Genomic DNA, 24,345 nt, shown 5'->3' with positions numbered 1-24,345 from the left:
TTCCACCAACCACAGACTCTCTAAAAAACTTCAATGATTACTTTCTGAATGTTTAAATTATATCATTTTTCAATTACTTGTCAAGACTATTTTTAGAATTTTTTAAACAATTCAAAAACTTCCCCTAGAAAAAGAGGAAGTTTAGAAAATATCAGCCTGAATTACGCAAACCTGTTGCAATTCCGTTAATGGTTGTATGAATCAGTTTTTCTTCGTCTGCCGACAATTCGCCACGACGTTGACGTTTAATCAACTCCAACTGGATGTAGTTAAGGATATTAAAGTAAGGCATACGATAGTTTAGACTGTCTTTTAGGTAAGAGTTTTCTGCCAATAGTTCGTCATAACCTTCAATAGCTAAAATAACATCCTTGGTCAATTGCCATTCATCTAAAATAGTGTAAAAGATAGCTTGTACTTCTTCATCTTCACAGAGCTTGGCATATTCAAAAGCAATGTTCATATTAGACTTGGACAAGACCATGTCCACATTGGAAAGTAAAGATTGGAAGAAAGGCCAGTTTTGGTACATATCACGAAGAAACTCGATATTTTTCGGATCTTGATCAATAAACTCTTTAAAGCTGGATCCCACTCCATACCATCCAGGGAACATGACACGACTTTGTGACCATGAGAAGACCCAAGGGATAGCACGCAAACCGCCAATTTCAGTGATGGTCTTACGAGCTGCTGGACGCGAACCGATATTGAAGCTTGAAATAGCCTTGATCGGACTGGATTCAAAGAAGTAGTCATAGAAATGTTCATTTCCAAAGACCAAGTCACGGTAGATATCATAACTACGGTCCACTACTTGATCCATAATAGCTTCGTAACGGTTTGATGTGTTGGTATCACTCTTCTTCTTGGTAATCATACGGTTAATGGCTGCAGAAACCAACATCTCAAGGTTGTAATAAGCAGCATCTTTGTTACCGTATTTGTTTCCAATCACTTCTCCTTGCTCAGTCAGACGGATACGGTCCTTGATAGACTTGAGTGGTTGGGATGTAATAGCTTCATAAGTTGGTCCACCACCACGACCTACAGTACCACCACGACCATGGAAGAAAGTGACTTTAACGCCAAATTCATCCCCAATAGCAGTCAGTTGTTGTTGGGCTTTATAGAGGGTCCAACACGATGACAGATAGCCACCGTCCTTGTTACTATCAGAGTAACCGAGCATGATTTCCTGATAGTTATCTTTTGATGCAATCCATTTTTTAGCCAAAGGAAGAGAGAAATATTTTCTCATGGTTTCTTCCGAATGATCCAAGTCTTCGATGGTTTCAAAGAGGGGAACAATCTGAACACGAGCTTTTTGAGCATCCACCAAGCCGACTTCCTTAAGCATAATGGCTAGTTCGAGCATATCGGATACACTTGTTGCGTGCGAAATGATGGTTTGACGAATGACGTTTTCACCCAGTTTATCCTTCAACTTACGCGCAGCTTTAAAGATAGATAGTTCTTTTTCAAGCAGTTCTGACTTTTCAGCATGAGTCGCTGAGAGGATACGAGGGTCTTCTTCCAACTCTTTTAAGAGGAGGCTACATTTTTCATCTTCAGATAGATCGCTATAGTGATCGTTGATACCAGCAGATGCTAGCAATTCAGCTACACAGGCTTCATGAACACTGGAATCTTGGCGCATGTCGATAGAGGCAAGGTAGAAGCCAAAGATTTCGACAGCTTGCATCAATTCGACAAATTCTCCAGAAATCAGGTATTCCCCTTTGTTCTCAAGGAGAGAATCGCGAATCGCCAACAAATCTTGATAGAATTCATCTGCAGTGGCATATCTAGGCTGAAGTTCCTTGTCTTCAATGAGATAAGCCTTGGTTGCCTGCATCTTAGCTTGGATATCAAAAAGAGCACGACGATAGAGTTCTTTTTCACGATAAATCGAGTTATCTTGTGACTTCAGCGCCATCTCACGAACCTTGTCGCTGACATTCACAATACTGGTTGAGAGTGAGAATTCACGATAGAGGTTATAAATCTTCTCATCGTAGTAATTCATGATGACTTCACACTGTGTCAAGGCTGATTTGTTGAGGGTTTCAGCAGTTACGAAAGGATTGCCATCACGGTCTCCTCCAATCCACATTCCCATGGTAATCGGTTTTGGATGTTGGAGCTCGATGCCTTGTTCTTTAGCTAGTTTCTTATACTCAGCCGTCAAACGGGGAACAGCATTCAGGAAAGAACTTTGGTAGTACTCCATCACGTTGGTGATTTCGTTGGTTACTTTCAATTTCTTCTCACGAATCATGTCCGTTTGCATGATAATCTCAATATAACGACGGAGATCCGTGTGCCATTTTTCTTTGTTAATCAAGCCTAGTTTTACATCACGGTACTTACGCAAAAGATTATGGATGTGATTGGTCAAATCCAACATACTCTTACGTTGGACTTGCGTTGGATGGGCGGTCAAGACAGGAACGACATTTAACTTTTCTAAAATTTCAGCTGCATTTTCTTTTTCAGCTACCATCTTAATCGTTGTAGATAGTTTCCCTAGATAGTCTTGGTCCACATTGTTTTGGTGATTGATTTCATAGGCCAAATCCACATCCTCAGAGATATTAATCAAAAGTGGAAGGATAGAGAAATAGCGTGAAATGTAAATCATTTCTTCATTCGAAAGACTGGTCACTAGGTCATTGAGCCCTTGATAATTCTCGCTAGTTGATAATTCCTTCAACTGGATAATCTTTTCAAAGGTTTCTGGCGCCAGCATATTTTTTGTGATATCTTCTAATAGCTCAGTCAGAATCAAGACTTCTTCTTGGACGACTGCTTTATTACTATAGTTTTCTAATTTTTGAAGAGACATAAACTTTCCTTTCCATATGATCCTTATAGGTTTTCAGAAGTTTGACCTTTAAATTCTCTGATAAGTTTGGCACGTTTTTCGCTGGCATCGATATTTAAAACAAAAGCTATGGCTACGGATAAGACCAGAAGGCTATTCCCACCTTGTGAAAGGAAGGGGAAGGTTACCCCTGTAGAAGGAATCAAACCAGAAATCCCACCTATATTGACAAAGACCTGAACAAGGATCATGCCTCCGACACCGATAGCGAACATAGAGTTAAAGGGATCCTTAGCTCGAATTCCGACTAAGATAATTCGCAAAATCAAGAAGAAGACCAGAGCTAAAATCATACTGGCTCCAACGAATCCAAACTCTTCGATGACAATCGAAAAGACAAAATCCGTATGGGCTTCTGGCAGATAACCACGCTTCTCAATAGAATTTCCCAGTCCCAGTCCGAACCAGCCTCCATTTACCATGGCATAGTAGGAATTTGCGAGCTGGTGTCCTGCCCCCGCCAAGTCATTAAAGGGATTAAAGAAAGCACTGAAACGTTTAGCAACGTAACCAAATACAGGAATTTGAGAGAACTTTTCAACCCCTACAAAGCGAATGACAGACAAGACTAACATTGAGCTTCCTGCCAAGAGAGCCAGAATGGTCGAGAACCAACGATAGGCAATGCCGCTAACGGTATACATGATGAGCGCCACCAAGACCAAGATGGTCGCATTTCCCAAGTCTGGGAAAATTCCCAAGCTACCAATCAGAACCAGCAGAACAAAACGCCAGTCGTTAAAAGCTCGAGGCAGCCACTGATTCTGTGTCAAAACCTGGAAGTCATAAACCGCAATCTCATCTTGTTGTTTTGAAAATCGATGTGCCAGGTACCAGATGATGATAATCTTAAGGTACTCCGCAGGCTGAATCGTTACAGGTCCTACAGAAATCCATCCGTATGCTCCATTGATAGGTGTTCCGACCAGTCGCGCCAGAGCTAAAAGAACCATCTCCACAATCATCACGATAAAAATGAGACGTCCGTTTCTTAGGAAACCTAATTTTAATTTATAGATTAAGGCAATCAGAATCAAACTAGCTATCCAGAAGATCCCCTGGTTTCGTACCAATTGAAAGGCACTTTTCCCTTCTTCGATCAAGGTTGCACTCGTTGTCGAGTATACCACAATCAGCCCCAAAATCGATAAAAGGAAGTAAGGAATCAAAATGGAATAGTTTAGTAGGTGCCTTTTACTAATTTTCATATTTCACCACTCTAATAGGAACAGAAGCTTCTGTTCCCAATTCCGTTTTATTTTCTAGTTTTGATTGCTATTATACCATTTTTTCAGAAAGAAAAAAACTCTTATCCTTTAATCCTTCGAATTTTACTCATTTTCTAGTTTCAAGCATAAAAAATACAAACCTCTTTTGAGATTTGTATTTTAAGTTCTTAGTTAGATGAAGAGCTGCTGCTTGAGCTTGAGTCACCACCACCGATGTATTGGGTGAAGATATTTTGGAAGGCTTGGTCTTTAACCTTGATGTTTGCTGCTTGCAATTCTTTACCAATGATTCCTTGAACAAAGGATGAATCATTTTGTTTTTGAGTCAAGATGATGGTCTTCAATTTTTCTTTGTAATCCTCTATATTAGAAGATTTTTCTGTTTTCTTCGTTACTTTGATGATGTAGAACTGACTGCTGTAGGCTTGTGTTCCAGTAGCTGTAATCACATCAGAAACTCCGTTCACATCCAAGGCAAAGGCTGCTTTCTTGACTTGTTCTGGAAGTTCTGTAGAAGCAGAGTCAAAAGTGATTTCGCCACCATTTTCTTTTGTCTTATCATCGTTAGAGTTGTCTTTTGCCAACTGAGCAAAATCTGCACCTTCTGCTTTAGCTTTTTCAAGCACTTCTTTTGCCTTATCTTCATTGTCCATACGGATGATTTGAGCAGTTACGTCTGGTGTATAAGCCTCAAAAGCCTTTTGGTAGGCTTCGTCTGTCAATTCGCTCTCAGCGGCCTTCTTAACAGCCAATTCAACCAATTTGCTAGTACGGATTTGAGCTTTACGAGTCTCAGGTGTCATACCTGCACGTTGAAGCACGCTGTTGTAGCTGTCGCCGTATTTCTTTTGTTCTTCAGCAACGGCGTCATCTACATCTTTATCCGTTACCTCTGATCCATATTGTTGTTCAAATACTTTTTGGATTGTCATATTGAGCAAGACTTGTTGTGCGGTTGGATTGTTCTTTACTTCTTCAAAGAATTGATGCTCTGTAATCACATCGCCCTTCATGCTGATCAAATCTTTTCCTTCAGAACTGTTTGAACAAGCTGCAAGTGTTGCTACTGATAAAAGTGTGATGGCTCCTGCCATAAGTTTTTTCTTCATTTTTACTCCTTTTACGGTAAGTGTTACCTTATCTATTTTACTATATTTTCTTAAATTTTTCTGAAAATCATTCACTCTCAGGAAGTTGAACATCTGCTACATTCTTTCGTAACATGAGAATGCCATCCCCAAGTGGAACTAAAGTTGCTGTTAAATCTGGATTATCTAACGTTGCGTCGAAAAGTCTTTGCAAACCTCGGTAAATGGTTCGTTGACCACGGCGGACTTCCATGATGTCCTTGGCAACATCTCCTCCTTGGAAAATATCATCCAAGACCACCACTCCACCGACTTCCAAATGTTTAAGGATTTCAGGTAGAAAGACGATATACTTGGACTTGGCCGAGTCCATAAAGACAAAATCATAAGTTTCTGTCAGACTAGATAAAACATCGACTGCATCTCCCTCTAAGAGGGTAATTTGCTGACGACTGTCAAACTGGGCAAAGTTTTCCTTGGCAAAGCCTATCATTTCTGGATTTCGATCAATCGTTGTAATCTTGGCATCTGGCGCATGTTCTGCCATCAAAAGTGCTGAAAAACCGATAGCCGTCCCAATTTCCAAAATGTTCTTGGGCTGTATGGTCTCCATGAGAAAACGGAAATACGCAACCGTTTCATGGGGAATAATGGGAATGTTTTCCTTGCGAGCGAAGGTCTCCAATTCTTTCAGGGAGCCTGTCACCTGCTTTTGACGCTGGCGCATGAGTTCAACGATTTCTTCCTTGACGACGGGCCGACGCATATTGTGATTGGCATTTTTACTATAAGACTCTACCATCTTAAGCTAGTCCCAATTTTTCAACAAGGGCTTCAAACTCGTTCAAGCGACGTTCAAAGACTGCAAAGGCATCGTTAAGATAGTCTTCCTTCTCCATATCAACACCAGCTTTTCTCATGACATTGAGCGGATAGTCAGACTTACCAGCCTTGAGGTAGTCGATATAGCGGTCACGATCTTCTTGACTACCATGGACAATCTTTTCAGCTAAGGCTGAAGCAGCTGCAAAACCAGTTGAATACTGATAAACATAGTAGTTATAGTAGAAGTGAGGAATGCGCGCCCACTCGTATTGGATCTGAGGATTGTCTTCCTTGTTGAGTCCGTAGTACTCTTGGTTCAAGTCCGCGTAGAGTTTATTGAGGAAATCACTTATCAAGACTTCTCCATTTTGATCTGCTTGGTGAATGGCATGTTCAAACTCAGCGAATTGAGTCTGACGGAAGACTGTTCCACGGAAACCGTCCAAGAAGTTATTAAGGATAGCAAAGCGTGTTGCATCGTCTTCTACTTCTTCCAACAATTTCTCTGTCAAGATATTTTCATTGGTCGTTGAGGCAATCTCAGCCAAGAAGATAGAGTAATCTCCGTAAACATAAGGCTGAGTTTCACGAGTATAGCTTGAATGCATACTGTGACCTGTTTCATGGACAAGGGTAAAGAGATTATCTAGATTGTCCTGCCAGTTGAGAAGCATAAAGGCATTGGTGTCATAGGAACCACCAGAATAGGCACCTGAACGCTTGCCTTGATTTTCATAGACATCAATCCAACGCTCGCTAAAGGCACGTTTGACACGGCTCAAGTAATCCTCACCCAAGACTGCCAAGGCTTCTTCTGCTTTCTTCAAGGCTTCTTCGTAGGTAAAGCTGTATTCTACTGAAGATAGCGGTGTGTAGACATCATACATCTTGAGATCTGAAATCCCCAAGATTTTAGAACGAAGTTCGAGGTAACGATGCAAGAGTGGCAAATGCTTGCGAACTGCTGCTACTAGATTGTCATAGACACTTTCTGGAACAAAGTTTGCTGCGAGGGCTGCATGGCGAGCACTCTTATAGTTGCGAACTTTGGCACGGTAGTTTTGCACCTTAACATTTGTCTGCAAGGTCTTGGCATAAGTGTGTTGGAATTGCTCGTAAGTCGCATAAAGGGCTTCATAGGCACCACGACGCACTTCACGGTTTTTAGACTCCATCAAACGGATGTAAGTACCGTGTGAGAGTTGCACTTCCTTGCCTTCGTCATCAAGCACATATGGGAAGCTAATATCCGCATTGTCCAAAATAGCGAAAGTTTCACTAGCAGCGCCAAAGATCTCTCCTGCTCCAGCAAGCAATTCTTCCTCACGTTGCGAAAGAACATGGTCTTTCTTTTGCAAGAGCTTGTCAAAAAAGTGCTTATAAACTTGGAGTTTTGGTTGAGCTTCTAGGAAGGCCGCATACTGCTCCTCACTAATCTCCATAAACTCAGGTTCATAGAATGAAAAGGCTTGTTCTAACTGACTGTATAGGGTCATTGCCTTAGCATAGTACTCTTGATACTTGGCTTCACGCGTGTCCTGGTCATTTTTCATATGCGCATAGACATAAAGCTTTTCAACTTGGCGTTCCAAGTCAAGTGAGAATTCTGTGATCTCAAGCAAACTGTCTGCGCTGTCCAAGAGATGTCCCTCATACTGAGATGCTGTTTGTACTTTTTCAGTTAAATCTTTCAAGGCTTCTTCCCAAGCCTGGTCTGTTGGGTAGATTGTTGAAAGATCCCATGTATCTTTTTCATTTATTTCATGTCGTTGTAATACCATAAGATTCCTCCATCCTTTCTATTTTACCACATTTTTTGAGAAATATAAGTGATAAAAGGCTGGTGGATAGAGCTTTTGGCAATTATTTTTCGGTTTTTTTTGATAGTAAGCTTGAAAATTTCTATAATAGCTAGTCAAATCCGTTTCAATCTGCAAAAAATCACCTGACTCTATCGGTCTGACCTGGGGATACCAGTCGTCCACTTGATGGTTTAATAGATTGTCTCCTCGTTGATAAGCCTCCTCCTGCTTTTTCATCCAGTAAGGCGTTTGGTAGTACAACTGCTGACGAATATAGTGACAAATAGTGGAATCTTGCACAACTGCAAAACAAGGCAGTTTTTGTTTCTGATAAGGAAATCGTAGAATTTCCAATAGATTTCCTTGGCCATAGGGAAATTCTTTGACCTGAAAATGAAGCTTGCCACGTAGGTCCTGATGCAAAAGATATTTGAGTCTCAAAATTTTCCTTTTGAGATCCAGTTCCCAAACATAGAATCCCATATTTTGACTAAAATAGAGAAATCCCCTTTGAAGTTGTGTTAATCGCTCCTTTAACCAGAGTTTTTCTCCCAGTAGCCAGATAACCTGATAGCCCTGTCTACGGTAGCCTTGACTTCTATGACCTAAAAGCTTTTGAGACAAGGGGCTACACTGAACCTCCAGAGCTAGTTTCTCATTGACGAGAACATCCGCAACCTGCTGGATCTCGGGCAGACTGTATTCTAAGGCGACCTGATTGTCCTTCTTGGCCCAGTGATAGAGAGCCTCTTTGTTGCCCAAGTGTTCTGAACTTTCATTTTCAAAAATGGCAATACAATCTCTTAACCTTTCATGGGCAAAGTGCGTTCGAATACTCGGTCCTTGGCGTAATCGTAGTCCGCCCCCACAGGCTGGACAAGTGTAGGGCTGCTTTGTTACGTCTTTTTCGAGTGCATTTACCAAATTTCCATTGGCATCTCTAGCAACGAACATGGTCTACCTCCTTTTCTCATTTATTCGAAAAAGAAGTAAAAAAGACTGGAATTCCAGTCTTTCGTATTGCTTTTTTACCTTTTAAACCTCTTAGAGTATTTTTTCAGCATGGGAATGAGATTGGGAATCTGCTCGCTTCTAATGACGAGGACACCGTATTCCTGACAACGATTGGCATAAACAGGATTGATTTTCCCCGTACAAACAATCAACTTGAGGCAACTCTCCCCAGCAAAATGATTGGCATAGACTTCTAGCTCATTGATGGCTTCAACTGATAAATCTGTCATCTTGCAGGAGATAAAGGTAATCGAGCGCCCCTTTCTCAGAATGACATCAATCTCATTTTGAACATTGTCTGCCTCTGGAAAGATGCCATTCCAATCAATCTCACCACCTATCATGCATTCATCAAACAGCTGAGATTCGAGCGCCAAGAGATAGAGATATACCTCTAAAATATGTCCCTTGTTGCGGCAAAAGACTTGAGCTTCTTGACTTGGAAAGCTGTAGCTTACTCGCTCCTTGTCCTCGCCTTCAATACGAAGCATCCCCGCTTCTACTAGTAAGGGGATCAGGGATTCTGGATAGAGGTAATACTTGCCGTTGTTTTCCAGTATTTTTTCGGTTTCCGCATGGAGGTCATTGGTCTTAGCTAGAGAGAAAAATTGGGTTACTTGGTACCAGTGGGCGGGATTGGCAATGGCAGAGCTGGCTAGTTTTTTAATAGCCGCAATTTGCTGAGCTGAGTGGATAGGGCGTTTTGATTTGAGCATTTTTCCACCACGTAAGGCTATCAGCTGTTGGATGCTTAGGGTTGGAATGTCCAAGTCTTCTTTTTCTAACTGACCGGCTACCCACTTGTATTGTTTTCCTCGTTCGACATCCATGGCAACAATGGGGAGGTGGCGATCCAAGCCGTATTGATAGAGGGATAAGGCTAGTAGCGAATCACCACCAAAAACATCAAGAAGAACCTGGTCATAGCCTGCTAAGCAATAATCTAACTGGTCCGCTAGTTGTTCTAAAGATAACTGACGATAGGTCACTCGTTGAATATGAGGCACCTCTTCCATGATAAACTGACGGAGAGAGACTTTCTCTTCATTGCTTATTTTCGTCAAAGAAAGGAAGAGAATCTCGTCACAATCACTGACGAAGGCTTGGTAGACATTCTTTTCCAATACATGCCGATCATACAATTCCACCAAAAGACTTGTCATTCGACCACCTCCATCATAAAGACTTTCTTGCGCTGAGAGTGTCAGCAATATAGTTCTACTGCTCACATTTCCTACTTCTAGTATAGCATAAAATTAAGTTTGTCCCATTCTGCTGCCACAAATAAAAACGAACAGAAACCTTGCAAAGTGGTTTCTATTCGTTTGTAAAGATTTGATTTACTTGATTTTCTTGGCTAACATGGTCGCAAATCGGAGTTGAATGCGATTGCCATTTTCATCACGACGGTGCAGATGTCCTGGATTTTCATTATACTTGACCAATTCCCAATCCTTGTAGTAGTTCGCCAACTCCCCTTCTTTAAAGGTGAATGGGAAGTTGACTGAGCAAGGATAATCCTCTGTATCCATGGCACAGACGATAAGGTTATAGCCACCGACCGTGGTGTGTTCCTGCATATTTTGGATAATAGCTGGAATACGATCCGCTTGAAGAAACATGAGAACAACTGTCGATACGATGAAATCATAGTCTTGGCTAATGCTGGCTGAATTGATATCATAAAGTCCGACAGGCATGTCTAGATCCTCTTGTTCTACGATGCTTTGCAAGATTTCAAGGGACAATTCATTTTGATCCACAGCTGTCACATCAAAACCATTCTGTGCAAGAAAGAGAGAGTTACGGCCTTGACCACAACCCAAATCCAAGACTCTTCCAGGTTTCACCGTCTGCATAGCTTCTAGAACCTCTGAATGAACAGGATTAGTATTGTATTTCTTAGGGAAATAATCCTCAGGTTTACAATAAAATTCCAAGTACCATTCTACATCGTCTGTTGCGGCCTCTACTCGGTGCCAGGCTTGCGGTTGCGCCATGGGATTGTCAGCTCCTGCCTCAAAGAGGTGCTCAGCTAGAACCTCACCATCTTCAGTCAACTCAATAAACTTGATTGCCCCCTTCAAGACAGTAATTTTTCCCCAAGTGCCGACTTTAGTATTGTGCTTTTGCTGAACAGCTTCAGGCATGGTCTGTTTATTCCACAAGGGCATCCGTTTATAGGCAATTAATTTTTCCATTTTACTTCCTCTTCTTAACGCTGGTTGACAGCTTTCATCACACGCGCGATGTCGCGGTTTTGTTCACGTCGCTTGATCGACTCCCGTTTGTCATAGTCATGTTTCCCTTTGGCAAGGCCTAAAAGGAGTTTGGCATAGCCATCTTTGAGATAGACTTTGAGAGGAACTAGGGTCATTCCTGTCCCTTTGGTCTCTTGTTCCAATTTTTGAATTTGCTTCTTATGGAGTAGGAGTTTGCGACGGCGTTCTGGTTCTTGGTTCCAGATATTGCCCTCTTCGTAAGGAGCGATATGAACGTTGCTCAGCCAGACTTCCCCATTTTTTACTTGAGCAAAGCCGTCCTTGAGATTGATTCGAGCAGCTCGAACGCTCTTGATCTCCGTTCCTGTCAGGACCATTCCTGCCTCTAGCGTATCTACGATTGTATAGTCGTGGTGCGCCTTTTTATTTTGTGCGACGACCTTTCCCTCGCCCTTTGCCATGCTTGGCTCCTTTCTTAGCTACTTCCTTGTAAAAAGGTTTCTTGCCTTTTTTCTTTCTATCTTTTTGTGAATGCTTTTGCTTATCATTTGAGCGTCCTGATTTTCTCTTGTCTTCCTTCTTGTCTGAACGACGACTTGAACCACGACCCCTGTCTCTGCGACCAGCTTGTTTCAAGCCTTTTTCAATGACATCAAACTCACTAGGTACGAAAGAGAAGTCAATCTCTCCTGTCATCTTATCGGCTCTTTCTACACGAATACGAATCTGCTGTCCCACACGGAAGGTAATACCTGATTTCTCCCCACGGAGAGTCAAATCCCGCTCATTGAAATGATAAAATTCAGGCAAATTGGTAATGTGAATCAAGCCTTCGACTGTATTTGGCAATTCAACAAAGAGACCGAACTTGACAATGCTGGATACTACCGCATCATACTCTTCGCCCACATATTCTTCCATGTACTCAGCTTTTTTCATGGCTTCGACTTCACGCTCCGCCTCGATGGCACGGCGTTCACGGTTGGAAGACTGGATTGCAATCTCTGGAATCACTTGTTCAAAATGCTCGGCTATTTCCTTAGAACGTCCATAGTCCCGAATCATGCGGTGGACTAGAAGATCTGGATAACGGCGAATGGGGCTGGTAAAGTGAGTGTAATAGTTAGCAGCAAGGCCATAGTGTCCGTGATTGTGCTCAGAATAGCGAGCTTGTTGCATGGAACGGAGAAGCATCATGGATAATACATCCGCATAGGGTTCTCCCTCAACAGCACGCATGATGTCTTGAAGGGCCTCCTGGCTAATCTCGCTAGCAGTTCCATAAATTCGCAATCCAAAGCTCGAAGCGTAATCAATAAACTTCTGAACTTTTTCAGCCTTGGGCTCCTCGTGAATCCGATAGATAAAAGGTAGGTCCAGTTTGCTATAGTGCTCGGCAACCGTTTCGTTGGCTATCAACATGAAGGACTCAATCATCCGCTCAGCAACACCACGCTGACGAAGAACGATATCCACAGGCTTGCCTTTTTTATCCACCAAAATCTTAGCTTCACTGGTATCAAAATCGAGAGCTCCACGTTTCTCACGCATGTTTTCTAGCCTTTCATGAAGCTTGACCATGAGCTCGATACTAGGAACAATTTTCTTAAACTCTTGTCTCTTTTCCTCATCGCCAGCTAGGATGTCATTGACAGCGCTATAGGTCATACGAAAACTAGTCTTGATAACCGTTTGGGTAATGGTGTAGTTGACTACACAACCATGTTTATCAATTTCCATAATGGCAGACTGGGTCAGGCGGTCAACTTGTGGATTAAGAGAGCAAATGCCGTTTGAAAGGCGTTCTGGTAGCATAGGTACTACACGGTCTGTCACATAGACAGAAGTTGCGCGGTTAAGGGCTTCCTTGTCAAGGGCAGAGCCCTCCGTCACATAGTAGGAAACATCCGCGATGTGAACTCCGAGTTCCATATTGCCATTTTTCAAAGGCTTGATGTGAACTGCATCGTCCAAGTCCTTGGCATCCGCTCCGTCAATGGTAAAGGTAAGCTCATCTCTTAAATCAAGACGCCCTTCCATATCCTTTTGAGACGGAGTATCTGGTACACTTTCTGCCTCCTTGAGAACAGCCTCTGGAAATTCAGAGACAATATCCATAGACTCTAAAACTTCCAAGACATCAATCCCAGCATCTGTCGAGTGTCCAACTACATCCAGTACACTAGCGACAAAGAAATCGTGTTTTCTACTTGGGTATTTGTCGATAAAGACCTTGAGAACCTCTGTCCCTTCAAGTTTGAGGGCTGGTTTCTTAACATAGATTGGTTGGCTGATTTTCTGATTTTTTGAACGGATGTAGCCCGCATACTTGGGTTTTTCCTGATCCAGAACGATTTGCCCGACAACGGTTGTCAAACTGTGTTCTAGGATATCGATAATCTTAGCTTCGGCAGCTGTTCCCTTGTTACGATCAGCAACTTTCTTGATGACCACCTCAACGGTATCGCCATCAATGGCATAGTTGACATCGTTTTTTCCTACAAAAAGGTCGTCCTCTTCGCCTTCTAGACTAACAAAACCAAAACCATTTTTATGGGCATGAAAAATCCCTTTGAGGGTGATTTCATGTTTCTTCTTCTGGTCCAAGGTGAGGCTGCCATCATCTTCAAAACGAATCTGGTGTTTTCTTTCCATGAGAGACAGGGTCTTAACCAACTCACGGAAATCCTTGGATCCATCCTTTCCGAGAGCCTGAGCTAGGTCATTTACCGTCACTCGCCCCTTCTCTTGCAAATATTCTTTAATTTTATCTTTCATGTTTTCTTTCTAGATTTTTATAATTTTTTTGATTGATAACTTTGTAAGTGTCGTTAAAAATAAAAATAGGCTAAGACCTAGTCTCGCCCATTTCTTATCTACTTGATAATACCGTCAATGCTAAGGCAATGGCTAGCCAGAAAAAGACTAAAATACCTGTCAAACGTTGCATCACAGCTTCAAAACCACGCGCTTTACTACGTTCAAACAAATCACCTGAGCTGGCATCAAATACATTACTGGATTGGTTCTTGGTTGGTTGCATGAAAATCGCAATCACAATCACAACAGATAATACTAATAAAATGGTTAATAATAGGTTATACATATCAAACTCCTTAAAATCCCTATTATTTTACCATAAATTCTACTTAGATTCAAGATGTAAAGTTACTTTTCTTTCCTTTGGACAATATTTTAACACCTCAATCTTGTCTGGATGGGTTTTGGAGTTCTTACTGGTTAGATAATTCATGCTGCCACAAGAGGAGCACTTGAGATTGATTTTTACTCGCACTAGATTTCCTTTACTTTTAATAATGATCTAAATTGCACTATGTTACATAAACAACTGAAAGCTACACAGGCTGCTGTCGCATAAAAGACAGCATGATAGCCCAAATATCCTGCAACTGCGGATCCCGCCATAGGTCCAATCACTCCACCGAGGTAAAAAAAGACTTGGTTGAAGGCGAAAATCCTTGAAATACCTGATTTTGGAGTCATTTTACTAAGCAAGGCATTGATACCTGGTATCAGAGCGCCCGTTCCTAAACCAAAGAGAAAACGATACAAGCCAAGTTGAAGGGGGCTGGTCGCATGGGCACAAAGAAGGTAGATGATGACTGAATACATCTGAGCCAGAATCAGAAGTCGATGATTCCCTAGCTTATCACCAAGCTTTCCCATCACTCCAGCGCTCATCATACTAGAAAATCCCATACTAGATACAATCAAGCCTGAGACAAATAGGAGATTTTCGGACTGCCCTAAGTCCCGCACATAGAGAGCTAGAATGGGACCAATGGATTGAGCTGAAAATTGAATGACAAAGCTCGTCAAAAATAAACTAATCAAAAGATGAGAGTGCTTGATTGAACCGAGCAATTCTTTTGTTGGTATTGCTTTCTCCTTAGCTATTGGCTGAAAATCCTCCTTGATAAAGAAAATGGTTAAGAGTGCAGCTAAAAAAAAGAAGGCACCAATCAACAGAAAAACATTTCGAATACCAAAAATTTCAGCAACTAAGCCCCCAACAAAGGGGCCCGTTAGGGTTCCAGCTACTACTCCCGTTGATAAAGTCCCCAAAGCATAGCCAGACTTATCCTTAGGAACTTGACTGGCTATTAAAGCCGTCGCATTTGGAACGAAACCTGTAAATACACCATTTAGTAATCTAAGAAAGATTAGCCAATAGATATTCGGCACGAAGGCCAAACCTCCCATGGTGATGGTCATGGCAAGGCCTGCTCGAATCATCATGGGTTTTCGACCGTACTTGTCAGCAAGAATGCCCCAGATGGGAGAAACTAAAGCTGCTGAAACAGCTGAAAATGAGATGGCTAATCCAGCATAGAAAGCAACTTGATCCTGCTCGATTCCCAACTGCTCCACAAAGATAGGCATAAAAGGGACGACTAAGGATATACTGGCTCCCGTTAGAAAGCTACCAAACCAGGCGACACGAAGATTATCTTTCCAACTAATCTCTTGCACAGCTATCGCCTCCTTCAAGTAACTTGACTACTTGACTTACAAGCTGATCACGACTGCCATTATTATCTAATATACGACTCGCTAGTTTTTTCTTTTCTTCTAAAGACCACTGGGCGGAAAGACGGGACTCTGCTACTTCCTTAGAAAGATGATCCCGTTTCATGAAACGTTCTAATTGGATATCATAGTCCACATAGACCAGCCACGTTTCATCAAACCAGTTGGCATATCCCTGTTCAAAAAGCAGGGGAATATCCATGAAAAAAATTGCTTCTGTCTGAGCTAGCTGATCTCGCAATGCTGCCAGTTCCTCACGAATGATCTCTCCTTGTGTTTGCTTAGACCATTCCCGCTCTTCAGGATTTGAAAAGATAAGACTAGCTAGGAGAGGGCGATTGAGTTCTCCATTTTCTAAGATAATTTCCTGACCAAAATGCTGGACTAAGACCTGATAAAGGCGACCCCCAGGTTTTTGTAGATCATGGACGACTGCGTCGGCATCCACCACTTGAAAACCTTTCTGTCTCAAAAAATTTGTCACAGTTGACTTACCCGAAGCAATGCCACCTGTGATTCCAATGATTTTCCCCATCAGTCCCTCCTTTGACACTGAGGACAAAAATGAGTTCCCCTTCCACCGAGCTGGAATTTCTCAATGATGGTGCCACAGCGTGAACATGCTTGACCAGTCTTATCATAGACCTGATGAAAATCCTGCATGGTTCCATCTTCCCCAAAGGCATTGGTATAGGTTCTAATGGTGGAACCACCCTTTTCGACTGCCTGTCCCAAAACAGCAATGGTCTGGTCATGAATAGCTGACGCTTCCTCTGCTGTCAAAGTCTGGGAAGATCTAGCTGGATGAACCTGAGCTCGCCAGAGAACCTCATCCACATAGATATTTCCAAGACCAGCGACCAAGGTTTGGTCTAGAAGGTGGGATTTGATAGGCTTTTTAGACTTGGAGAGGGCAGCTTGAAAGACCTGCAAATCAAAGTCCTGCTCTTTTGGCTCAGGTCCTATTTTTTTAGAAACAAAGTAGGCATCCAATAGGTCGGGTGCCAACAGTTCCATGGTACCAAACTTGCGTACGTCCTCATAAACAAGAGTGCCACCATCCTCAAAATGAAAGAAAACATGGGCGTGCTTGCGTTCAGGAACCTGGTCTGGATAGTAAAAATACTTGCCCTCCATCCGTAGATGCGAAATCAAGACTTTGTCTGTTAGGTAAAAAAGTAGATATTTGCCACGGCGCCCCATGGACTCAATTACTTGACCAGGCACTTCCTTTCGAAACTCGTCCAAATCCGTCTTGATCATCTTAGGATAAGTAATCTCTACACTCGAAATCTTCTTTCCCAAAATCAATTTTTCTAAGCCACGACGAACCGTTTCAACCTCAGGTAATTCAGGCATAAATCCTCCTTCTGTAAAAACAAGAAGCAGGCATGAGCCCACCTCTACTTAGTATTCTTTTTCATTATAGCCAAAGTCAGCCAAATCTAGCTTTTTATCACGCCAGTTTTTCTTGACCTTGACCCAAGTTTCTAGGAAAACCTTATCCCCTAGCATGAGTTCGATATCACGACGGGCCATGGTCCCAATCTTCTTAAGCATGGCGCCACCTTTACCGATGATGATACCTTTTTGACTATCACGCTCGACCATGATGGTTGCACGGATATGAACCTTGTCTGTCTCTTCGTCACGCTTCATGGAGTCAACTACCACTGCAACTGAGTGAGGAATCTCTTCACGAGTTAGGTGCAAGACTTTCTCACGAATCATCTCTGAAACCAAGAAACGCTCTGGGTGGTCTGTGATTTGATCAGCTGGGAAATACTGGAAACCTTCCTCAAGATTTTCACTGAGGATGTCAATTAGACGAGAAACGTTATTTCCTTGAAGGGCTGAGATAGGGACAATTTCCTTAAAGTCCATCTGGTTACGGAAGTCATCAATCTGAGCCAGAAGTTGGTCTGGATGAACCTTGTCAATCTTGTTCACCACCAAAATAACTGGAACCTTGGCAGCTTTCAGGCGTTCGATAATCATATCGTCCCCCTTACCACGTGGCTCATCAGCTGGCACCATGAAAAGAACGGTATCCACTTCACGAAGGGTACTGTAGGCAGATTCCACCATAAAATCTCCAAGAGCCGTCTTAGGCTTGTGAATCCCTGGCGTGTCGATAAAGACAATCTGCTCCTTATCCGTGGTGTAAATCCCCATGATTTTATTGCGCGTTGTTTGCGCCTTGTCACTCATGATAGCAATTTTTTGCCCCATAACGTGATTTAAAAAGGTTGACTTCCCAACATTGGGACGTCCTAAAATGGCTACAAAGCCTGATTTAAATGTCATAATTTCCTCTTAATCTTTAAAATAGTAAATCCCAAATGCGTGGGAGAAAGATAAGTGCACCAATCACTGCGGCAAGAAGGGAAACCACAAGCACAGCACCAGCTGCCATGTCCTTGGCTTTTTTTGCCAACATAGAAAAGTGATAGTGACTGGCTAGATCCACCACATTTTCAATGGCAGAGTTAATAATTTCAAAGGCTACTACCAAGAAAATGCTCATTAGGAGAAAGAGCCATTCGATTCGTGACACCTGAAAAACAAAACCTGCAAGGATGACTACTAGAGCCGTCACTGCATGCTTTCGCATATTGCGTTCTTCCTTGATAGCAGTCAGAATGCCTGTCAGGGCAAATTCTAAACTGGATACAAGGTCACGATTTTTCCATTTTCGTTTATTGTCTTGTGAGTCCATAGGCTGTTAAAATTTCTTCTTGTAAACCGAACATCTCCGCTTCTTCTTCCGGAGTGTAGTGATCGTAGCCGTTGATATGTAAAAAGCCGTGTACCGCCAAGAAGCCCATCTCGCGCTCAAAGCTGTGGCCATATTCCTCAGCCTGCTCATGCGCTTTATCGATAGAGATGAACAGTTCCCCAATATAGGCATCAAACTCAGACATCATCTCTGCCAATTCAGGATTTTCAAACAAATCCTCTTCGTCAAAGGAGATGTCCAACTCTGGTTTATACTCAAGGCTAATGACATCTGTCGGACGATCCGTATCACGGTACTCGAGATTGAGTTCGTGGCTACGCTCGTTGGTCACAAAAGTGACTGCCATCTCCTTGTCTTCTTTTCCTATTTTTTGGGCAGCAAATTCCAAAATCTCTTGGGTTTGTTGCAAGATTTCTTGTGAAACTTGACCAGTTTCATCTACCATTTCAATATACATGTACTTCTCGATTCTCTTTACTTGGCTTTATTATACCATATTTCTATGATTTTATTCTACCTTTTTGATATAATACTATGGAATACAATCACAAGGAGAGAACGATGTCATTTGACGGATTTTTTTTACACCACATGATTGAGGAATTGCGAAGAGAGTTAGTCAATGGTCGCATCCAGAAAATCAATCAACCTTTTGAACAAGAATTGGTCTTGCAAATCCGCAGCAATCGCCAAAGTCATCGCCTGCTCCTTTCTGCTCATCCCGTTTTTGGACGCATTCAGCTGACCCAAACGACCTTTGAAAATCCAGCCCAACCTTCTACCTTTATCATGGTTTTGAGAAAGTATTTACAAGGTGCCGTAATTGAGTCCATCGAGCAAATCGAAAATGACCGCATCGTAGAAATCACAGTTTCCAATAAAAACGAGATTGGAGATCATATCCAGGCGACTCTGATTATAGAGATCATGGGCAAACACAGCAATATCCTTCTAGTTGATAAGAGCAGCCACAAAATTCTCGAAGTCATCAAACATGTCGGCTTTTCACAAAATAGCTACCGCACCTTGCTCCCCGGATCGACCTATATCGCTCCACCAAGTACCGAATCCCACAACCCTTTTACTATCAAGGATGAAAAACTATTTGAAATCTTACAAACTCAAGAACTAACTGCAAAAAATCTTCAAAGTCTCTTTCAAGGTTTGGGGCGAGATACGGCAAAAGAACTGGAAAGACTCCTGGTTCGTGATAAACTTTCTACCTTCCGTCACTTTTTCGGACAAGAAACCAAGCCTTACCTAACAGAGTCTTCTTTCAGTCCAATTCCCTTCGAAAATAGTGTAGGAGAACCTTTTGCCAATCTTTCTGATCTTCTGGATACCTACTACAAAGACAAGGCAGAGCGCGATCGTGTCAAACAGCAAGCCAGCGAACTCATTCGCCGCGTTGAAAACGAGCTTCAGAAAAATCGCCACAAACTCAGAAAACAAGAAAAAGAATTATTGGCGACAGACAACGCTGAGGAGTTTCGCCAAAAAGGAGAGTTGCTGACAACCTTCCTCCACCAAGTACCCAATGACCAAGATCAGGTTGTCTTGGACAACTACTACACCAACCAGCCTATTACGATTGCGCTTGATAAGGCCTTGACTCCCAGTCAGAATGCCCAGCGCTATTTTAAACGTTACCAGAAACTTAAAGAAGCTGTCAAATACCTGACTGAACTGATTGAAGAAACCAAGGCAACCATTCTCTATCTGGAAAGTGTGGAGACTGTTCTCAACCAAGCTGGACTGGAAGAAATCGCTGAAATCCGTGAAGAATTGATTCAAACAGGCTTCATTAGAAGACGCCAACGCGAAAAAATCCAGAAACGCAAAAAACCAGAACAGTATCTAGCAAGCGATGGCAAAACCATCATTTATGTCGGACGCAATAACCTGCAAAATGAAGAGCTAACCTTTAAAATGGCCCGCAAAGAAGAACTCTGGTTCCATGCCAAGGACATCCCTGGAAGCCACGTCGTCATCTCAGGAAATCTTGACCCTTCTGACGAAGTTAAGACAGATGCAGCGGAGCTAGCTGCCTACTTCTCCAAAGGGCGCTTGTCAAATCTCGTGCAAGTAGATATGATTGAAGTGAAAAAACTCAACAAACCAACAGGTGGAAAACCTGGCTTTGTAACCTACACTGGACAAAAGACCCTTCGCGTTACACCAGACCCAGAAAAAATCGCATCCATGAAAAAATCCTGATTTCACTTGAAATCAGGATTTTTTATTAGATTTTAGTCTGCAATCAAGTTTTCCAAGCCGACCTTCATCATATCGGTGAAGGTGTTTTGATTTTTCCAGCCAGTTTTTAATAACTCTCAAAGAGCGAGATAGTGGTCAGTAAATGAGATAGTTTTCTCTTTCAAGTAACAAGATTTTGTTGCTATCTTCTAAAATTCTTTTATTGTCTCAATTTCGAAAAGACTTCCCCAATCTTGCCTTCAATGACCAATGTAGCTTGGCTATCTTGTGGAATACTGGTTTTATTGATAAGGACCAGATTTGTTCCAGAAAAATAGTTTACTAGGCTAGCTGCAGGATAAACAACCAAGGAAGTCCCACCAATTATTAGCAAGTCAGCTTGCCGAATAGCTTGTGCAGCTTGGCTAAAAACATCCATGTCAAGTGATTCTTCATACAAGGTCACGTCAGGCTTGACCACCTTGCCACAGTCTAAGCAGTGGGGAACCGGTCCCTCGAGGGCAAGAAAAGCAGTTAAGTCATAGAAACGTTGACAACCTAGGCAGTAATTCCGGTCCGCACTCCCATGCAATTTAAAGACTTTTTGGGAGCCAGCCATTTCATGAAGACTATCGATATTTTGTGTCACAACAGCCTTTAGCTTACCTGTCTTTTCCAAAGCAGCTAGATAAGCGTGAGCAGCATTAGGCTTGGCTTCTGGATAAATCAGGTATTTTTTATAGAAGTCAAAAAAATCTTCTGGATAGCGCTCAAACATGGTCCGAGAAACGAGTTGCTCTGCCGTAAAATGACGGCCTAACTGATGACTATAAACACCATCTGAACTACGAAAATCTGGGATATTAGACTCGGTTGACACTCCTGCCCCTCCAAAGAAAACAATCCGTTGGCTTTGATCTATCAAGTCTTGTAATTGTTCAATTTTATCCATCACATTTCTCCTTAAGCTGGGTTCTAAAAAAGTTGAAAATCAATAGTTGGATTTTCAACTCTTTCTTTATCATTTCTAAGATATTGAAAATAAATCACTTACAACAGTTCTTGTAACTAATGTAATTGAAAAGCTATTCTCTGATTACTCTGCAATCAAGGTTTCCAAGCCGACCTTCATCATATCGGTGAAGGTGTTTTGGCGTTCTTCTGCAGTGGTGTCTTCATCTGGATTGACCAAGCTATCAGAAATGGTCATGATAGCAAGTGCATCGACGTGGTGTTGGGCGGCAAGATAGTAAAGAGCTGCTGCTTCCATTTCCACAGCCTTGACTCCCCATTTACCAAGCTCAATGTTCTTTTCAAAGTAGTTTGAGTAAAAGACATCTGATGACAAAACATTCCCAACGTGGGTAGTCATACCGTGTTCTTTGGCGATATGGTAGGCCTTATCTAGTAAATCAAAGCTAGCGATTTGTGGAAAATCATACTGTGGCCAGTCGTTGCGGATGATGTTTGAGTTAGTCGCAGCTGCTTGCGCCAAGACCAATTCACGAACGTGAACATCCTCATTCAAGGAACCAGCAGTTCCGACACGGATCAATTTTTTCACTCCGTAGTCTACAATCAATTCACGGGCATAGATAGAGATTGAAGGCATCCCCATCCCAGTTCCCATGACAGATACACGGTGACCCTTGTAAGTACCAGTGTAACCAAACATGTTACGCACTTCGTTAAAACAAACAGCATCTTCAAGGAAGTTCTCCGCAATAAACTTAGCACGAAGAGGATCCCCTGGAAGAAGAATTTTATCAGCAATTTCACCCTGCTGAGCAGCAATATGGATAGACATAATTTATGATACAAAGAGCGACAAGAAAACGACTGAAAATTAGGAATCTGACGAGAAATCCTGATTTCTCAATCAGATTATCTATTTTCCGAGTTTTCCGCTCGTGTTCAAATTAGAACACCTCACTCTACCTTTCTTTATTGTATATTTAGGATAGCGACAGAGAACAAAGTAAAAATAGGAAACTGACGAAGCATCGCAGATGTTAGACAATTTATCTTTTTTACACAGTTCGCCGCCCGTATTCAGTTCAGTGAATACAAGGAGCCCATCCTTTCTTTAATTTATATTTGATATTTAGAAAGATACCAAACCCGTCAAAAAGCAAAGGGAAAATAGGAGTTGGGTGCAGTGAGCGATGCTCGCTAGACCAACTGTCTTTTTCCCACTGCTTTTAGGGTGGGTTCAATTCCTTTCTTTCTTAATTTTGATTTAGAGGAGAGCAGTCCGTATTCAGTTCAGTAAATACGGTTTACTCATCCTTCCTTTTATTGTTATGAAAGGCTTTCCGATCGTGTTCAAATTTAAACACACGCTCTACCTTTCTTTATTCAAAATGTTATACTTTGTACTTAGACATTTAACCTCTGGTCAGTGCCTTTTATAAGTCTTTTCTGATTACAATTCTGCAATAATCGCTTTAAGCAAGCCTTTGAAGTCGCCTTTGACACGTTCAGTCACTTCTACAACTTCTTCGTGGTTGAGTTCTTCTTGGAAACCAGCAGCATGGTTAGTGATACATGAAATACCGAGAACTTTCAAACCTGAGTGAGCTGCAACAATAACTTCAGGAACAGTAGACATACCAACTGCATCTGCTCCCAATGTCTTATAGGCACGAATCTCTGCTGGGGTTTCATAAGTCGGACCTGTTACACCAATATAGACACCTTCATCAAGCTTGATACCAAGTTTTTTAGCCACTTCATGGGCAGTAGCACGATATTCTGGAGTATAGGCTTTAGACATATCCGGGAAACGTGGACCAAAGTCATCCAAGTTTTCACCCATCAATGGGTTTTGTCCCGTCATATTGATATGGTCTGAGATAGCCATCAAGGTACCAGGACCAAATCCAATACCTCCAGCTGCATTGGTAACAATGACACCTTCACATCCGAGGACTTTCATGACACGTACAGGGAAAGTCACAACTTCAAGAGGATTTCCTTCGTAGAAATGGAAACGCCCTTGAAGAGCCAAGACCTTGCGACCTGCAAGTTCACCATATACCAATTTACCAGCGTGTCCGACTACTGTGGAACGGCCCCAGTTTGGAATATCTGCATAGTCTACTACAACTGGATTTTCGATTTCTTCTGCCAATTCTCCAAGTCCTGATCCAAGGATTAGACCGAACTCAGGTGCTTGGATTCCCTTGTCTTTCAGGAAGGCAGCTGTTTCCTTGATCTTATTTAAAAACGCCATTGTGTCTCCTTTATTATTTTTTTAGCATTTGACCGATTTTGTCAAAAGTTTTAGCATTGCGAATGGTGATTTGGCGGTAGAAAGGCATCTTGAGCAAGTACTTATGATAGGCAGTTGCATAGTAGGATTCTTCAGAGAATTTCCCCCAGAAAATCCCAACTCTTCCAAAATGAACCACTTCATCTACCAGTTCCAAACTGTTCACTTTCTCGATCACTTGATCCACATCCAAGCTCTCCGTGTAGAAGAGCACATCTTTTCGAGCCAGGTCTTTGGTCCACCAATCTGGCAGATTCTCCAGCTCTGCTTCATAATCTTCCTGACTCAGTAAGGAAAAGCTCTGAATAAATGGATAATGGACTGCAAAGAAAGCCTCTAACTTTTCAACCAATTGGGCTTTGGGAGCTGTAGAAGTAAAGAAAATATTGCCACTGTTGATGTAGGTCTCAACCTTTTCCAGTCCCAACTCTGTCAGTTCTTGACGAAGTTGCGCCATGACAACCTTATTTTTCCCACCGACATTAATGCCCCTTACCAGTAAAGCATAGCGTTTCAT

At 42.1% G+C, this 24,345-nt stretch carries 22 protein-coding genes, 1 pseudogene and 1 other annotated feature (1 of these 24 cut by a window edge); of the genes and pseudogenes, 1 reads left to right on the top strand and 22 read right to left on the bottom strand.

Going from position 1 to position 24,345, the window contains the following annotated elements; translation table 11 throughout:
• Positions 1–56: a binding site (T-box leader), on the bottom strand; it reaches 160 nt to the left of the window's first position.
• A gap of 95 nt (positions 57–151) precedes the next feature.
• The 18 genes from ppc to ybeY all read right to left on the bottom strand — a co-directional run bounded on the left by ppc (position 152) and on the right by ybeY (position 18,815).
• Positions 152–2,848 carry a phosphoenolpyruvate carboxylase gene (gene ppc, locus ACVC7S_RS02215; RefSeq protein ID WP_447266018.1) on the bottom strand — a complete coding sequence of 899 codons (2,697 nt, stop codon included), beginning with the start codon at positions 2,846–2,848 and terminating at the stop codon, positions 152–154.
• A 23-nt stretch (positions 2,849–2,871) separates the two neighbouring features.
• Positions 2,872–4,095, bottom strand: coding sequence for a cell division peptidoglycan polymerase FtsW (gene ftsW, locus ACVC7S_RS02210; RefSeq protein ID WP_447266017.1), 1,224 nt, complete (start codon positions 4,093–4,095; stop codon positions 2,872–2,874).
• A gap of 188 nt (positions 4,096–4,283) precedes the next feature.
• Positions 4,284–5,225: a peptidylprolyl isomerase PrsA gene (gene prsA, locus ACVC7S_RS02205; protein WP_447266016.1), complete on the bottom strand. Its 942-nt coding sequence runs from the start codon at positions 5,223–5,225 to the stop codon at positions 4,284–4,286.
• Between the two features lie 67 nt (positions 5,226–5,292).
• Positions 5,293–6,006: an O-methyltransferase gene (locus ACVC7S_RS02200; RefSeq protein WP_447266015.1), complete on the bottom strand. Its 714-nt coding sequence runs from the start codon at positions 6,004–6,006 to the stop codon at positions 5,293–5,295.
• A gap of 1 nt (position 6,007) precedes the next feature.
• Complete coding sequence (pepF, locus tag ACVC7S_RS02195; RefSeq protein ID WP_447266014.1) at positions 6,008–7,810, bottom strand: oligoendopeptidase F; 1,803 nt, start codon at positions 7,808–7,810, stop codon at positions 6,008–6,010.
• 18 nt (positions 7,811–7,828) lie between these two features.
• Positions 7,829–8,785: a competence protein CoiA gene (locus ACVC7S_RS02190; protein WP_447266013.1), complete on the bottom strand. Its 957-nt coding sequence runs from the start codon at positions 8,783–8,785 to the stop codon at positions 7,829–7,831.
• Positions 8,786–8,859: 74 nt separating this feature from the next.
• Positions 8,860–10,008, bottom strand: a complete 1,149-nt coding sequence (locus tag ACVC7S_RS02185; RefSeq protein ID WP_447266045.1) for a hypothetical protein — start codon at positions 10,006–10,008, stop codon at positions 8,860–8,862.
• Positions 10,009–10,185: 177 nt separating this feature from the next.
• Positions 10,186–11,046, bottom strand: coding sequence for an SAM-dependent methyltransferase TehB (tehB, locus tag ACVC7S_RS02180; protein WP_447266012.1), 861 nt, complete (start codon positions 11,044–11,046; stop codon positions 10,186–10,188).
• 14 nt (positions 11,047–11,060) lie between these two features.
• Positions 11,061–11,528, bottom strand: a complete 468-nt coding sequence (smpB, locus tag ACVC7S_RS02175) for an SsrA-binding protein SmpB (RefSeq protein WP_001051743.1) — start codon at positions 11,526–11,528, stop codon at positions 11,061–11,063.
• Entirely contained in the window at positions 11,491–13,845 is a 2,355-nt protein-coding gene (gene rnr, locus ACVC7S_RS02170) for a ribonuclease R (protein ID WP_447266011.1), read from the bottom strand. The genes smpB and rnr overlap by 38 nt, the downstream gene beginning before the upstream one ends.
• Before the next feature lie 94 nt (positions 13,846–13,939).
• Entirely contained in the window at positions 13,940–14,173 is a 234-nt protein-coding gene (gene secG, locus ACVC7S_RS02165) for a preprotein translocase subunit SecG (RefSeq protein WP_000282517.1), read from the bottom strand.
• 39 nt (positions 14,174–14,212) lie between these two features.
• Positions 14,213–14,362 carry a 50S ribosomal protein L33 gene (gene rpmG / locus ACVC7S_RS02160; RefSeq protein WP_007519517.1) on the bottom strand — a complete coding sequence of 50 codons (150 nt, stop codon included), beginning with the start codon at positions 14,360–14,362 and terminating at the stop codon, positions 14,213–14,215.
• Positions 14,362–15,561, bottom strand: coding sequence for a multidrug efflux MFS transporter (locus ACVC7S_RS02155; RefSeq protein ID WP_447266010.1), 1,200 nt, complete (start codon positions 15,559–15,561; stop codon positions 14,362–14,364). Before ACVC7S_RS02155 ends, rpmG begins: the two co-directional genes overlap by 1 nt.
• Positions 15,548–16,153: a dephospho-CoA kinase gene (gene coaE, locus ACVC7S_RS02150; protein WP_447266009.1), complete on the bottom strand. Its 606-nt coding sequence runs from the start codon at positions 16,151–16,153 to the stop codon at positions 15,548–15,550. The genes ACVC7S_RS02155 and coaE overlap by 14 nt, the downstream gene beginning before the upstream one ends.
• Entirely contained in the window at positions 16,153–16,977 is an 825-nt protein-coding gene (gene mutM / locus ACVC7S_RS02145; protein WP_447266008.1) for a DNA-formamidopyrimidine glycosylase, read from the bottom strand. The genes coaE and mutM overlap by 1 nt, the downstream gene beginning before the upstream one ends.
• Positions 16,978–17,025: 48 nt before the next feature.
• Complete coding sequence (era, locus tag ACVC7S_RS02140) at positions 17,026–17,925, bottom strand: GTPase Era (RefSeq protein ID WP_000143274.1); 900 nt, start codon at positions 17,923–17,925, stop codon at positions 17,026–17,028.
• Between the two features lie 16 nt (positions 17,926–17,941).
• Positions 17,942–18,337, bottom strand: coding sequence for a diacylglycerol kinase family protein (locus ACVC7S_RS02135; protein WP_061409093.1), 396 nt, complete (start codon positions 18,335–18,337; stop codon positions 17,942–17,944).
• The gene (ybeY, locus tag ACVC7S_RS02130) at positions 18,318–18,815 is read right to left on the bottom strand and encodes an rRNA maturation RNase YbeY (protein ID WP_447266007.1); all 498 of its coding nucleotides are present in this window, start codon (positions 18,813–18,815) and stop codon (positions 18,318–18,320) included. Before ybeY ends, ACVC7S_RS02135 begins: the two co-directional genes overlap by 20 nt.
• A gap of 104 nt (positions 18,816–18,919) precedes the next feature.
• Here ybeY and pavA point away from each other — a divergent pair, with 104 nt between their 5' ends.
• Complete coding sequence (gene pavA, locus ACVC7S_RS02125; RefSeq protein ID WP_447266006.1) at positions 18,920–20,575, top strand: Rqc2 family fibronectin-binding protein PavA; 1,656 nt, start codon at positions 18,920–18,922, stop codon at positions 20,573–20,575.
• A 199-nt stretch (positions 20,576–20,774) separates the two neighbouring features.
• Here the strand turns inward: pavA and ACVC7S_RS02120 are convergent, their stop codons facing one another.
• The 4 genes and pseudogenes from ACVC7S_RS02120 to ACVC7S_RS02105 form a co-directional block, all read right to left on the bottom strand.
• Positions 20,775–21,506, bottom strand: coding sequence for an NAD-dependent protein deacylase (locus tag ACVC7S_RS02120; RefSeq protein WP_447266005.1), 732 nt, complete (start codon positions 21,504–21,506; stop codon positions 20,775–20,777).
• Between the two features lie 144 nt (positions 21,507–21,650).
• On the bottom strand, positions 21,651–22,361 hold the full coding sequence (gene deoD, locus ACVC7S_RS02115) for a purine-nucleoside phosphorylase (RefSeq protein WP_447266004.1): 711 nt from the start codon (positions 22,359–22,361) through the stop codon (positions 21,651–21,653).
• A gap of 618 nt (positions 22,362–22,979) precedes the next feature.
• The gene (locus ACVC7S_RS02110; RefSeq protein WP_061409077.1) at positions 22,980–23,789 is read right to left on the bottom strand and encodes a purine-nucleoside phosphorylase; all 810 of its coding nucleotides are present in this window, start codon (positions 23,787–23,789) and stop codon (positions 22,980–22,982) included.
• A pseudogene (locus ACVC7S_RS02105) lies at positions 23,790–24,345 on the bottom strand (DUF1697 domain-containing protein); the annotation flags it as partial. It lies immediately after the preceding gene.

The sequence above is a fragment of the Streptococcus sp. Z556 genome (genome assembly GCF_053010225.1).
Note: the sequence above shows the minus strand (reverse complement) of the source record. Positions and strands in the feature narration are given on the sequence as shown.

Excerpts from the sequence above, each read along its gene's own strand:
- ppc (WP_447266018.1), bottom strand. The coding sequence starts at position 2,848 with ATGTCTCTTCAAAAATTAGAAAACTATAGTAATAAAGCAGTCGTCCAA.
- ftsW (WP_447266017.1), bottom strand. The coding sequence starts at position 4,095 with ATGAAAATTAGTAAAAGGCACCTACTAAACTATTCCATTTTGATTCCT.
- prsA (WP_447266016.1), bottom strand. The coding sequence starts at position 5,225 with ATGAAGAAAAAACTTATGGCAGGAGCCATCACACTTTTATCAGTAGCA.
- ACVC7S_RS02200 (WP_447266015.1), bottom strand. The coding sequence starts at position 6,006 with ATGGTAGAGTCTTATAGTAAAAATGCCAATCACAATATGCGTCGGCCC.
- pepF (WP_447266014.1), bottom strand. The coding sequence starts at position 7,810 with ATGGTATTACAACGACATGAAATAAATGAAAAAGATACATGGGATCTT.
- ACVC7S_RS02190 (WP_447266013.1), bottom strand. The coding sequence starts at position 8,785 with ATGTTCGTTGCTAGAGATGCCAATGGAAATTTGGTAAATGCACTCGAA.
- ACVC7S_RS02185 (WP_447266045.1), bottom strand. The coding sequence starts at position 10,008 with ATGACAAGTCTTTTGGTGGAATTGTATGATCGGCATGTATTGGAAAAG.
- tehB (WP_447266012.1), bottom strand. The coding sequence starts at position 11,046 with ATGGAAAAATTAATTGCCTATAAACGGATGCCCTTGTGGAATAAACAG.
- smpB (WP_001051743.1), bottom strand. The coding sequence starts at position 11,528 with ATGGCAAAGGGCGAGGGAAAGGTCGTCGCACAAAATAAAAAGGCGCAC.
- rnr (WP_447266011.1), bottom strand. The coding sequence starts at position 13,845 with ATGAAAGATAAAATTAAAGAATATTTGCAAGAGAAGGGGCGAGTGACG.
- secG (WP_000282517.1), bottom strand. The coding sequence starts at position 14,173 with ATGTATAACCTATTATTAACCATTTTATTAGTATTATCTGTTGTGATT.
- coaE (WP_447266009.1), bottom strand. The coding sequence starts at position 16,153 with ATGGGGAAAATCATTGGAATCACAGGTGGCATTGCTTCGGGTAAGTCA.
- mutM (WP_447266008.1), bottom strand. The coding sequence starts at position 16,977 with ATGCCTGAATTACCTGAGGTTGAAACGGTTCGTCGTGGCTTAGAAAAA.
- era (WP_000143274.1), bottom strand. The coding sequence starts at position 17,925 with ATGACATTTAAATCAGGCTTTGTAGCCATTTTAGGACGTCCCAATGTT.
- ACVC7S_RS02135 (WP_061409093.1), bottom strand. The coding sequence starts at position 18,337 with ATGGACTCACAAGACAATAAACGAAAATGGAAAAATCGTGACCTTGTA.
- ybeY (WP_447266007.1), bottom strand. The coding sequence starts at position 18,815 with ATGTATATTGAAATGGTAGATGAAACTGGTCAAGTTTCACAAGAAATC.
- pavA (WP_447266006.1), top strand. The coding sequence starts at position 18,920 with ATGTCATTTGACGGATTTTTTTTACACCACATGATTGAGGAATTGCGA.
- ACVC7S_RS02120 (WP_447266005.1), bottom strand. The coding sequence starts at position 21,506 with ATGGATAAAATTGAACAATTACAAGACTTGATAGATCAAAGCCAACGG.
- deoD (WP_447266004.1), bottom strand. The coding sequence starts at position 22,361 with ATGTCTATCCATATTGCTGCTCAGCAGGGTGAAATTGCTGATAAAATT.
- ACVC7S_RS02110 (WP_061409077.1), bottom strand. The coding sequence starts at position 23,789 with ATGGCGTTTTTAAATAAGATCAAGGAAACAGCTGCCTTCCTGAAAGAC.